The organism is Streptomyces sp. WAC03905, assembly GCF_057371075.1.
This window is the reverse complement of sequence record NZ_JBXYDZ010000003.1, coordinates 6749090-6759981: the sequence shown is the minus strand read 5'-3', so window position 1 is coordinate 6759981 and position 10892 is coordinate 6749090. Positions and strand designations below refer to the sequence as shown.

Sequence of the window (10892 nt, the reverse complement as noted above, 5' to 3'; positions counted from 1 at the left end):
CCGGGTGCGCCGTACGCCCGCACGCGGAGCCGATCAGCGGCCCCGGCCGGGCCCGGCCGGCGGGCAGGGCCTGATCGTGGTGGCGGTGGCCGTGGGGTCGTGGCTGCGGATCACCGAGCGGCAGGCGATCGACAGGGTCCACACCACGGGATCCGCGGCGCCCGACCGGCCGGAGGTGCGGGCGCCGTCCCACCGGGCGGCCCGCCCCGCGGGGGCGGGCCGGGCGATCTTGGCCCGGCGAGCAGACAATGAGCACGAGGCGCCCGGCGCGGTGAAGGTCTGGCGGGCGCTCGACGCCGCCCGCCGCAGCGCCGCGGCTCCAGCGAAGGACTGATGCCGATGCCGGACGAGAGAGCCGAACGCATCGCGGAATTCATCGAGCCGCTGCGGGTGGAGCCAGGGTCACGGGTACGCCTCGACAGGGACTTCGACCCCCGCTTCAAGGCGGGACTGAAGAAGCGGGACGGTGCCGAGCTGCTGCGCACCGGGGTGTCGCTGCTGGCCGAGTACCAGGACCGGCTGGCCGCCCAGGACACGTACGGGGTGCTGATGTGCCTGCAGGCCATCGACGCCGGCGGCAAGGACGGGACGATCCGTCACGTGATGAGCGGGGTCAACCCGCAGGGCGTGCGGGTGAGCAGCTTCAAGGTGCCCTCCGCCGAGGAGCTGGACCACGACTACCTGTGGCGGTACGCCCGGCGGCTGCCGGAGCGCGGCGAGATCGCCATCTTCAACCGCTCGCACTACGAGGAGGTCCTGGTCGTACGGGTGCACCCGGAGAACCTCGTCCGGCAGAAGCTGCCCGAGGAGGCCTGCGGGCCGGACGTGTGGGACCGGCGCTACCGGGAGATCAACCGCTGGGAGCACTACCTCACGGACAACGGGTTCAAGGTGGTGAAGATCTTCCTCAACCTGTCGAAGGAGGAGCAGCGCGCCCGCTTCCTCCAGCGCATCGACCGGCCGGAGAAGAACTGGAAGTTCTCCGCGGCCGACGTCCGGGAGCGGGCCCACTGGGACGACTACCAGGAGGCGTTCTCCGCGATGCTGTCGGCGACCAGCACGGCGTGGGCGCCGTGGTACGTCGTACCGGCGGACCGCAAGTGGTTCGCGCGGATCTGTGCGGCGTCGGTCCTCGCCCACACCCTGATGGGCATCGATCCGCAGTACCCCGACGTGGGGGAAGACGCGCGCAGGGCGCTCCTCGTCACCCGGCGCGAGCTGGAACGGGAGGCTCCCGCCGGGGCCCCGGCCGATCCGTCCGCCGACTCCGCCTCCCCGCGGCACGGGAACAAGGAGCACGGGAAGAAGGGCGGCGGGAAGAAGGGCGGCGGGAAGAAGGGCGGCGGGAAGAAGCACGGCTGAGGCCGGAGGCACGGCGATGACGGTACGGACGCAATCCGCGGGAGGGCGGCTCCCGGCGGGCCCGTCGGCAGCCGGGGGGCGGAGCGGGTGCGGATGAGGCGGTCCGTGCGGGACGGACGCGGGGACCGGACCCTCGCCTCCAGGGTGCGGGCCGTGCCCGGGGTCCGGGCGGCCTCGTCCTACCGGCGGGAGTGGCTGGTCAGGGACCTGGTGGCGGGTGTCGTGCTGACCACGCTGCTGGTTCCGCAGGGCATGGCGTACGCCGAACTGGCCGGGCTGCCGGCCATCACCGGGCTCTACACGACGGTCCTCTGCCTGCTGGGCTACGCGGTGTGCGGGCCCTCCCGGATCCTGGTGCTGGGCCCGGACTCCTCACTGGGGCCGATGATCGCCGCCACCGTCCTCCCCCTCCTGGCCGCCGACGGGGATCCCGACCGGGCGGTGGCGCTGGCCTCCGTGCTCGCGCTGATGGTGGCGGCCCTGATGGTCCTGGCCTCGGTGGCGAAGCTGGGCTTCGTCGCCGACCTCATCTCCAGGCCGACGATGATCGGGTACATGAACGGGCTGGCGCTGACCATCCTGATCGGCCAGCTGCCCAAGCTGCTCGGCTTCTCCGTCGACGCGGACGGCCTGGTCGAAGAGGCCGCCGGTTTCGTGCGGGGCCTCGCCGACGGGGCGGCCGTACCGGCCGCCGCGGCGGTCGGCGTCGGTGGCATCGTCGTCGTGCTGGCGCTGCAGCGCTTCCTGCCGAAGGTCCCGGCGGTGCTCGTGATGGTCGTCCTGGCCATCACCGCGACCGTCGTCCTCGGCCTGGGCGGGCACGGCGTCGCCCTGGTCGGGGAACTGCCCGAAGGCCTGCCCCCGTTGACCCTTCCCTCCGTGCGGTCCGGTGACCTGCCGCTGCTGCTGGGCGGCGCCGTGGGCATCGCCCTGGTGTCCCTGGCCGACACGATCTCCAACGCGACGGCCTTCGCGGCCCGTACGGGGCAGGAGGTCCGCGGCAACCAGGAGATGGCGGGCGTCGGCGTGGCCAACCTGGCGGCCGGTCTCTTCCAGGGTTTCCCCGTGAGCACCAGCGGGTCCCGTACGGCGGTGGCGGAGCGGGCGGGGGCCAGGACCCAGCTCACCGGGGTCGTCGGGGCGGCGCTCATCGTCCTCATGCTCGTACTGGCTCCGGGCCTGTTCCGCGACCTGCCCCAGCCGGCCCTCGCCGCCGTGGTCATCACCGCGTCGCTGTCCCTCGCCGACCTCCCGGGGACCGTACGGCTGTGGCGGCAGAGCCGCACGGAGTTCCTGCTGTGCTGCACGGCCTTCGCGGGCGTGGCCCTGCTCGGTGTGCTGCAGGGGATCGCGATCGCGGTGGGCCTGTCCGTCCTCAACGTCTTCCGGCGCGCGTGGTGGCCCTACCGCACGGTGCTCGGGCGGGTGCCGGACCTGGAGGGCTACCACGACGTGCGCTCCCACCCGCGGGCCCGGCGGCTGCCGGGCCTGGTGATCTACCGGTTCGACGCGCCGCTCTTCTTCGCCAACGCCAAGACCTTCGCCGGGGAGATCCGGCGGCTGGCCGCCGCTGACCCGCCGCCGACCTGGATCGTGATCGCGGCGGAGCCGATGACGGACGTGGACACCACCGCCGCCGACGTCCTGGAGGACCTCGACGAGGCGCTCAACGCGCAGGGGGTGCACCTGGTGTTCGCCGAGCTGAAGGATCCGGTGCGGCGCAAGATCGAGCGGTACGAGCTGACCCGCACCATCGACCCCGCTCACTTCTTCCCCACCGTGGAGGCAGCCGTCGCAGCCTACCGCCGGCTCACGGGGGCCGAGTGGCCGGACGGAGGGGGCCCCTGACGGCAACGCCGAGGAGCGGCCCGCCGCACTGCGGCGGGCCGCTCCCGAACGCTCTGCCGAAACGTTACGGCGTGACCTTCAGCAACGTGTTCGCGGTGCCGGAGGACGGGTTCTTGATGGCTCCCTTCGTCGCGGCCCCGGTCAGCGCCGCGGCCGTGGCGGCCGGCGTCGCGGACGGGTTGGCCGCCAGGTACAGCGCGGCGGCGCCGGCCACGTGCGGGGTGGCCATCGAGGTGCCCGAGATCGTCTTGACCCCGGTGTCGCTGTCGTTCCAGGCCGACGTGATCTCCGAGCCCGGCGCGTAGATGTCCACGACCGAGCCGAAGTTCGAGAAGTCCGACTGCTCGTCACCCTCGGTGCTGGACGCGACCGTGATGGCCTCGGGCACCCGGGAGGGGGAGCCCTGCCCGGCGTCCGAGGACTCGTTGCCGGCCGCGACGGCGAAGGTCACACCGGCGTCGACGGCCCGCTTGACCGCGGCGTCCAGCGCCTCGTCCACGCCGCCGCCGAGGCTCATGTTGGCGACCGAGGGACCGGAGTGGTTCTTGGTCACCCAGTCGATGCCCGCCACGACCTGCTCGGTGGTGCCGGACCCGTTGTCGTCCAGCACCCGCACCGCGACGATCTTGGCCTTCTTGGCGACGCCGTGCGAGGTGCCGGCGATGGTGCCGGCCACGTGCGTGCCGTGGCCGTTGCCGTCGTCGGCGGTCTCGTCGTTGTCGATCGCGTCGAAACCGTGGGTGGCGCGTCCGCCGAAGTCCTTGTGCGAGATGCGGACCCCGGTGTCGATGACGTAGGCCGTGACGCCTTCGCCGCCGCCGTCGGGGTACGTGTACTTCTGGTCGCCGGCCGTGGCGGCCTGGTCGATCCGGTCCAGGCCCCAGGACGGGGGCTTCTCCTGGGTCTCCTTGGTGGTGAAGCGCTTGTTCTGCACGACCGTGCCGACGGCCGGGTCGGCGGCGAGCCGCTTGGCCTCCTTCTCGGTGAGGCCGGACGCGGAGAAGCCGTTGACCTGGGAGCCGTAGGAGCGCTCCAGCTTGCCGCCGTACTTCTTCGCCAGGTCCTCCTTGTTCGCGGATGCGTCGAGGATGACGACGAAGCTGCCGTCCACGGCGCCCTGGACACCGAGCCCGTGCACCACCCCTTCGGCCGGTTCGGCCGCCCCCGCGAGGGGGCTCGCGAACAGGGCCACCGCGACCGCTGACGCGGCTCCCGCGGCTATGGCCGTGTTGCGAAGGGCATTGGATCGCTTGTGAGTTGCCATGTAGAGGGTTCTCCTCGTGTTGACGTGTGGGGCGTCAAACGTTCTGAAGAACCCTGTTCCGATTGACAGGAGCAAATCAAGGGCGAACCGGGGGTAAGGACTTGTTCAACAAGGTTTCTTAAAAGGCTCTCCACACCTCCTCCACCTCGCACACGCGTTCTCACGAACTCCCGCGTGTAATAGCCACGTTCTTTGCAGGCGCATGCGGCCGGGCGCGGGACTCCGGGATCGGCGGCGGCCGACCGGTGCGCTCCCCGCCGGCGGTCGGGGTGGTGGGTCAGATCGTGACCGGGCCGCGGGCGGTGGAGAACTCGACCGAGACCAGGCCCGGTTCCTCGTCCTCGACCCAGGTGACGTCGATCTGGTCGAGGGGGTGGTCGGCCGGCTCGCCGAGGAATTCGGCGATGGAGGCGGCGTCACCGGCGATGGAGACCCCCTGGATGGTGGTGGGGGTGCGCGGGTCGGCGCTCGGGCGCTCCTCCGTGGGAACCAGCCACTGCAGGAAGTAGGGCAGCTGCGGGTCCTCCATCAGTTCCAGCAGCCCGATCTGCCTCCACCTCAGGTCGAAACCGTCGGGGCGGACCCGGTGGCCCTCGGCCGAAGTACGGCCGAGGCGGGCCTCGACCGGGGCGATGTCGTCGACGGAGACCACCCAGCCGAGCCAGCCGCCGCCCTCCGCGGCGCGGCGCGCGACCGCCCGGCCGAAGGGCGCGCGGTCGGCTGCGGGGTGGTCGAGCGTGGTGACGACCTCGACGTAGGTGCCGCCGCTCAGCGGGAGGATGAAGTTGCGGGTACCGAAGCGCGGGTGCACTCCCCCGTCGACGAATCCGGCGCCGAGGGCCGATCCGATCCACTGGACGGTGGAGACGAAGCTGTCGCGGGCCACCGCATAGGACACGTGATCAAGTCGCACTGCGGCATCATCACCCGACAACCGGGACAAATCCCTGCGCCACGCCCGTCACGTAGGAGGCGACCCCCTCCGCGGAGGCACCCGCCCAGCCGACGTAGCCGTCCGGGCGGATCAGGAACACCCCGTCGCCGTAGGCCTCGTACGCGGGGATCCGGACGGTGCGGACCGGCGCCGTACCGGGGACGCCCAGCGGATCGGGCAGGCCGGCGCCGGCTGCGGCGCCGACGGCCAGCAGCGTCCAGTGCGTGCCGCGGAACTCCTCGAACAGCCGGACGCCGCCGCGGATCCCGTCCGGGGCGCGGTCGCCCGCTCGCAGCTGCTCCTCCGCGAGGCCCGTACGGGTCTCCACGGCCAGGGCGGAGCCCCGGTAGCCGAGGCCGAGCTGACGGGTGGCGGCGCCGCGCCGGGCCTGGCCGCGGTGGATGCGGGTGGACAGGCCGAGCATCCCGGCGGCGACGGGCAGCCGCTCCTCCTCGTAGGTGTCGAGCAGTGACGCGCGGGCTCCTCCGCGCAGGACGGCCGCCAGCTTCCAGCCGAGGTTGTACGCGTCCTGGATGCTGGTGTTGAGGCCCTGTCCGCCCGCGGGCGAGTGCACGTGCGCGCTGTCGCCGGCGAGGAAGACGCGGCCCTCGCGGAACCGGTCGGCCATGGCGGCGCGCGGCCGGAAGTCCGAGGCCCAGCGCACCTGCGTCACGTCCGTGGCGGCGAGGTGCGAGCGGGCGGCGACCATCGCGCGGATCCCGTCGGGCGAGAGGTCCGGCTCCGCGCCCTCCGGGAACTGCGCGACCGCCTGGAAGTCCTCCGTTCCGGCCAGCGGGCAGATCGCGAGGAAGCCCGCGCCGCCGGCCGGCGGGAAGACGTGCCAGTGGTCGCGGTCGAGGCCCGCGATGCGCAGGTCCGCGACGAGCATCGGGCTCGGGTCGACGCTCTCGCCGGTCATGCCGATGCCCAGCGCGCGCCGTACGGTGGACCGGCCGCCGTCCGCGGCGACGGCGTACCGCGCGCGCACGGGCGCTCCGGCGGCGAAGGTGACCGTGACGCCCTGCGCGTCCTGCTCCACGCCGGTCACCTCCCGGCCGAACGCGATCCCGCCGCCGAGTTCCGCGAGCCGCGCGGCGAGGATCTCCTGCGTCCGCCACTGCGGCACCATCCAGGGGCCCGCGTACGGGGCGCCCTCGTCCGGGGCGACCTCGTCGAACATCCGGTGCTCGCCCGCGGGGACGCCGTCCTGCCAGACCATCCCGACCGGGTAGGGCGCCCCGGCGGCCCGGACCTGCTCGTACACGCCGAGGTCGTCGAGCACTTCCAGGGTGCGGGGCTGGAGCCCCTTGCCGCGGGATCCGGGGAAGAGGGAGGCGGACCGCTCGACGACGAGGGCGGCGACGCCGTTGCGGGCGAGGTCGACGGCGAGCGCGAGGCCGGTGGGTCCGGCGCCGACGACGACTATCTCCGTGTGCTGGGTCCGCAGGTCCACGACACTCTCCTTAACGTTGTTAAATCAGCTCGCCGTCAGCTTGCATTTAACGGTGTTAAACTGTCAAGCGTGGCAACCCGGAGACCCCCCAAGCTGGATAAGAAGCAGGCCGTCGACACGGCACTGCGGCTGCTGAACGACGCCGGCCTCGACGGTCTGACCCTGCGCGCGATCGCCAGGGAACTGGACGTGCAGGCGCCGGCCCTGTACTGGCACTTCAAGAACAAGCAGGAACTCCTCGACGAGATGGCCACCGAGATGTACCGGCGGATGGTCGCCGGGCAGCGCATCGCGCCGGACGCCACCTGGCAGGAGCGGCTGACCATCGCCAACACGGGGCTGCGGGCCGCCCTGCTCGGCTACCGCGACGGCGCCAAGGTCTACAGCGGCTCGCGCTTCACGGGCATCGAGCACGCGGTCCAGATGGAGGAGCACCTCCGCGCCCTCACCGGGGCCGGCTTCGAGCCCGGCCAGGCCGTGCGCGCGCTCACCACGTCCTACTTCTTCACGCTGGGCTTCGTCACCGAGGAGCAGGGCGTCGAGCCCCTGCCGGGCGACCGCCGCGAGGGATACGACCCGGAGGAACGCGCCGCGCGCATGGCGGATTTCCCCCTCGCGGCAGCCGCGGGGGCCGACCTCTTCCAGGACTTCGAGACGGGCTTCGAGGAGGGCCTGCGCCTGCTCGTCGCGGGCATCGGGGCCCGCTACGGAATCTCCTGAGACCTCGTCACCGGCGGACCGCCCGGCCCCGTACGCGCGCCCCGGGAACGCCGGAGCGGCCCGGGAGGCGAGTCCCGGGCCGCTCGGGCCGCATCACGCGCGGGGCGGCCCGGGAGGCGAGTCCCGGGCCGCTCGGGCCGCATCACGCGCGGGGCGGCCCCGCTCACCCGGTCAGATGACGCCCTGGGCCAGCATCGCGTCCGCCACCCGCTCGAAGCCGGCGATGTTGGCGCCGGTGACGTAGTCGCCCGGGGCGCCGTAGCGCTCGGCGGTCTCGTGGGCGACGGCGTGGATCGACCGCATGATGGCGGCGAGTTCGTCCTCGACCCGCTGCGCGCTCCAGGCCGCGCGGCCGGCGTTCTGGCTCATCTCCAGGGCGCTGACCGCGACCCCGCCCGCGTTGGCGGCCTTGCCGGGCCCGAACGCGACCCCGGCCTCCCGCAGGATCCGTACGGCTTCGGGCGTGGTGGGCATGTTGGCGCCCTCGGAGACCGCCTTGACCCCGGCCGCGACGAGCGTACGGGCGTCCTCCGCCTCCAGTTCGTTCTGCGTGGCGGAGGGGAAGGCGATCTCCGCCGGCACCTCCCAGACCCGGCCGCCGGGCACGAACCGCGCCGAGGAGCCGCGGCGCTCCGCGTACTCGCTCACCCGCCCGCGCTCGACCTCCTTGACCTGCTTGAGCAGCGCGAGGTCGATGCCCTTGTCATCGACGACATAGCCCTGGGAGTCGGAGCAGGTCAGCGGGTTCGCGCCGAGCTGCTGGAGCTTCTCGATCGTGTAGAGCGCGACATTGCCGGAGCCGGAGACCACCGCGGTCAGGCCGTCCAGCGACTCCCCCCGGACCTTCAGCATCTCGGCGGCGAACAGCACGCTGCCGTAGCCGGTCGCCTGCGGCCGGATCGCGGATCCGCCCCAGCCCTGTCCCTTGCCGGTCAGGACACCGGCCTCCCAGCGGTTGGTGATGCGCCGGTACTGGCCGAAGAGGTAGCCGATCTCGCGGCCGCCGACGCCGATGTCCCCGGCGGGGACGTCGGTGTGCTCGCCGATGTGCCGGTGCAGCTCGGTCATGAAGGACTGGCAGAAGCGCATGACCTCGGCGTCCGAGCGGCCGTGCGGGTCGAAGTCGCTGCCACCCTTGCCGCCGCCGATCCCCAGGCCCGTCAGGGCGTTCTTGAAGATCTGCTCGAAGCCGAGGAACTTCACCACGCCGATGTCCACGGACGGGTGGAAGCGCAGGCCTCCCTTGTAGGGGCCCAGCGCGCTGTTGAACTCGACGCGGTAGCCGCGGTTGACGTGGACCCGGCCGCGGTCGTCCTGCCACGGGACACGGAAGACGATCTGCCGCTCGGGCTCGGTGAGGCGCTCCACCAGGGCCAGGGCCGGGTCGGCGTACTCGGGCCGGGCGGTGAAGACGGGGGCCAGGGTGTCGAGGACCTCCCGTACCGCCTGGTGGAACTCGGGCTGCGCGGGGTTGCGGCGCTCGATCTCGGCCCGCAGCGCTTCCAGCCTGTCCTTCGAGTCCTTCACGTGTGTCCTTCCAGGTCGATTCCGGGTACGGCGCGCGACGAACGCGCGCTTTCGGAAGAGTTCTTCCAGAGGGCGGCCCTTTCGCGGAGGCTACCGCGCACGGTGCTGCTCTGGGGAAGGCTTCTGCCCCGCGGACAAAAACCCGCGGACGGCGGGCGCCTCAGCCGTCGCTTCCGGTACCCCGATCGGGTGCGCTCATGTCCCCGGTCGCGGGAACGCCGTCGGCGAGGCCGTAGCGCAGGTACACGGTGCCCTTGGGGGAGGCGGCCGGAGGTTCGAGGAGCGTGAGGTTCGTCGGCACCTCTCCCCCGTCGAACACCTTCTTCCCGACGCCGAGCACGATCGGGTGCACCCAGAGGTCGAGCCGGTCGAAGAGCTTCTCGCGCAGCAGGGTCCGGACGAGGTCCAGGCTGCCGACGACCTTGATGTGCTCGTGCCGGTCGCGGATCTCGCGCACCGCCGCGGCGAGGTCCGGGCCGAGCAGGGTGGACCCGGCCCAGGAGAGGTCCGGCGTGCCGCGCGAGGCCACGTACTTCGGGACGCGGTTGAAGAGCGTGGCGATGTCGTCGTCCTGGCCGCCCTCCTGGTGGGGCCAGTAGGCGGCGAAGATGTCGTAGGTGCGCCGGCCGAGGAGGAGGGCGTCGGTGCCCTCGTACGCGGCGCCGACCTGCGCCCCGGCGGTCTCGTCCAGCAGCGGCGCCTGCCAGCCGCCGAACGGGAACCCGGCCGGGTCCTCGTCGGGGCCGCCCGGCGCCTGGCCGACGAGGTCGAGGGTCGCGAACAGCTCGATGTGGATGAGTCCCATGACGTGCTCCCGGTGAGTCGGTTCTTCCTCCGCCAAGGATGAGACCGGCGAAGGCCCGCGGACTCATCGGCGCGACGGAAAACGGTGCGACGGATCCCCGCGCGACCGGCCGCCGGCGGGGGCGGTGACGACCCGGACGCCGATCCCGGGCCCGGCGTGGCCGGGCGGTCGGGCGACGCCCGGCGTGCGCGTCAGGCGTAGCGGAAGGTGGTGACCACGGCCGCGCGGTCGGAGGGCCAGTCGTTGGCGGCGACGTCCGGCCAGGGGGCGATGCGGCCGGTGGCCAGGGTGGTGGAGTCCAGGACGGTGAGGCGGCCGCCGGCGTGGAGCACGAAGTCGATGCGGTCCTGCGGTTCCGGGCGGCCGCTGCCGTCCTCGTGCCGGGGGTGGACGGGCGACCAGGTGGCTCCCGGGTCGGCCACCGGGTCGGGGTGCGCCTCGCGGTAGGAGTCGCGCAGTCCAGCCCGCTCGACGGCGCGGGAGACGGGCCATTCCACCGGGCCGTGTCCGCCGTGCAGCGGGGCGGCCGCGGCCGTCCGGTCCAGGTACGAGGGGGCGTTGAAGTCGCCGACGAGCACGACCGGGGTGCGGTCGGCCGCGCGGAGGGAGGGCGCGCCATCGCGGCGAGGATCCCGGAGATCTCGCCGACGCGCCCCGACTGCCGCTCGCGGTCGGCCAGTCCGGGGCCGGTGAGCAGCGTCTGCTGGAGGACACGGGGTTGGTCTTCGCGTACGGCGAGCACCTCATCGACGCGGTCGCGGCCGGCGCGCGCGACGCCGCACTCCTCGAAGTACGGCGCACGAGCCCGCTGTTGCGGGTGCGCCGCATGACCACCACGCGCGAGGGGCGGCCGGTCGAGTGGTCCGACGACCGCTACCGCCCGGACGCGGTGGGGTTCAGCCTGCGCAACTCGATCGGCAGCAACGCCCTGGCCCGACGTACGGGTCCGGCCCTCACGGGGTCCTGACCGCGGGCCCCG

9 protein-coding genes and 2 pseudogenes are annotated in these 10892 nt (G+C 73.0%); 5 read left to right on the top strand and 6 right to left on the bottom strand.

Features of this window, described 5'->3' with window-relative positions; all coding sequences use genetic code 11:
• The first annotated feature begins 4 nt into the window (after window positions 1-4).
• The 3 genes from AC2RP6_RS33030 to AC2RP6_RS33020 all read left to right on the top strand — a co-directional run bounded on the left by AC2RP6_RS33030 (window position 5) and on the right by AC2RP6_RS33020 (window position 3210).
• Complete coding sequence (locus AC2RP6_RS33030; RefSeq protein ID WP_486449503.1) at window positions 5-334, top strand: hypothetical protein; 330 nt, start codon at window positions 5-7, stop codon at window positions 332-334.
• A 5-nt stretch (window positions 335-339) separates the two neighbouring features.
• Window positions 340-1362 (top strand): polyphosphate kinase 2 family protein, encoded by a 1023-nt coding sequence (locus AC2RP6_RS33025; RefSeq protein ID WP_486449502.1) that lies wholly within the window; start codon window positions 340-342, stop codon window positions 1360-1362.
• Between the two features lie 105 nt (window positions 1363-1467).
• Window positions 1468-3210 (top strand): SulP family inorganic anion transporter, encoded by a 1743-nt coding sequence (locus AC2RP6_RS33020; protein ID WP_486449501.1) that lies wholly within the window; start codon window positions 1468-1470, stop codon window positions 3208-3210.
• A 64-nt stretch (window positions 3211-3274) separates the two neighbouring features.
• Here the strand turns inward: AC2RP6_RS33020 and AC2RP6_RS33015 are convergent, their stop codons facing one another.
• The 3 genes from AC2RP6_RS33015 to AC2RP6_RS33005 all read right to left on the bottom strand — a co-directional run bounded on the left by AC2RP6_RS33015 (window position 3275) and on the right by AC2RP6_RS33005 (window position 6861).
• On the bottom strand, window positions 3275-4474 hold the full coding sequence (locus AC2RP6_RS33015) for a S8 family peptidase (RefSeq protein WP_486449500.1): 1200 nt from the start codon (window positions 4472-4474) through the stop codon (window positions 3275-3277).
• A 277-nt stretch (window positions 4475-4751) separates the two neighbouring features.
• Window positions 4752-5387: a VOC family protein gene (locus AC2RP6_RS33010; RefSeq protein WP_486449499.1), complete on the bottom strand. Its 636-nt coding sequence runs from the start codon at window positions 5385-5387 to the stop codon at window positions 4752-4754.
• A gap of 10 nt (window positions 5388-5397) precedes the next feature.
• Window positions 5398-6861, bottom strand: coding sequence for an FAD-dependent monooxygenase (locus tag AC2RP6_RS33005; protein WP_486449498.1), 1464 nt, complete (start codon window positions 6859-6861; stop codon window positions 5398-5400).
• 69 nt (window positions 6862-6930) lie between these two features.
• Between AC2RP6_RS33005 and AC2RP6_RS33000 the strand changes: the two genes are divergently transcribed.
• The gene (locus AC2RP6_RS33000) at window positions 6931-7581 is read left to right on the top strand and encodes a TetR/AcrR family transcriptional regulator C-terminal domain-containing protein (protein ID WP_486449497.1); all 651 of its coding nucleotides are present in this window, start codon (window positions 6931-6933) and stop codon (window positions 7579-7581) included.
• Between the two features lie 171 nt (window positions 7582-7752).
• Here AC2RP6_RS33000 and gdhA read toward each other — a convergent pair whose 3' ends face one another.
• The 3 genes and pseudogenes from gdhA to AC2RP6_RS32985 form a co-directional block, all read right to left on the bottom strand.
• Window positions 7753-9108 carry an NADP-specific glutamate dehydrogenase gene (gene gdhA / locus AC2RP6_RS32995; RefSeq protein ID WP_486449496.1) on the bottom strand — a complete coding sequence of 452 codons (1356 nt, stop codon included), beginning with the start codon at window positions 9106-9108 and terminating at the stop codon, window positions 7753-7755.
• Window positions 9109-9268: 160 nt separating this feature from the next.
• A complete protein-coding gene (locus AC2RP6_RS32990) occupies window positions 9269-9913 on the bottom strand; it encodes a dihydrofolate reductase family protein (protein ID WP_486449495.1) in 645 nt (214 codons plus the stop codon).
• 191 nt (window positions 9914-10104) lie between these two features.
• A pseudogene (locus AC2RP6_RS32985) lies at window positions 10105-10599 on the bottom strand (exonuclease/endonuclease/phosphatase family protein); the annotation flags it as partial.
• Window positions 10600-10607: 8 nt separating this feature from the next.
• Between AC2RP6_RS32985 and AC2RP6_RS32980 the strand changes: the two are divergent.
• A pseudogene (locus tag AC2RP6_RS32980) lies at window positions 10608-10880 on the top strand (UTRA domain-containing protein); the annotation flags it as partial.
• Window positions 10881-10892 lie beyond the last annotated feature (12 nt).

Coding starts and splice junctions, on each gene's coding strand:
- AC2RP6_RS33015 (WP_486449500.1), bottom strand. CDS start 4,474: ATGGCAACTCACAAGCGATCCAATGCCCTTCGCAACACGGCCATAGCC.
- AC2RP6_RS33025 (WP_486449502.1), top strand. CDS start 340: ATGCCGGACGAGAGAGCCGAACGCATCGCGGAATTCATCGAGCCGCTG.
- AC2RP6_RS32990 (WP_486449495.1), bottom strand. CDS start 9,913: ATGGGACTCATCCACATCGAGCTGTTCGCGACCCTCGACCTCGTCGGC.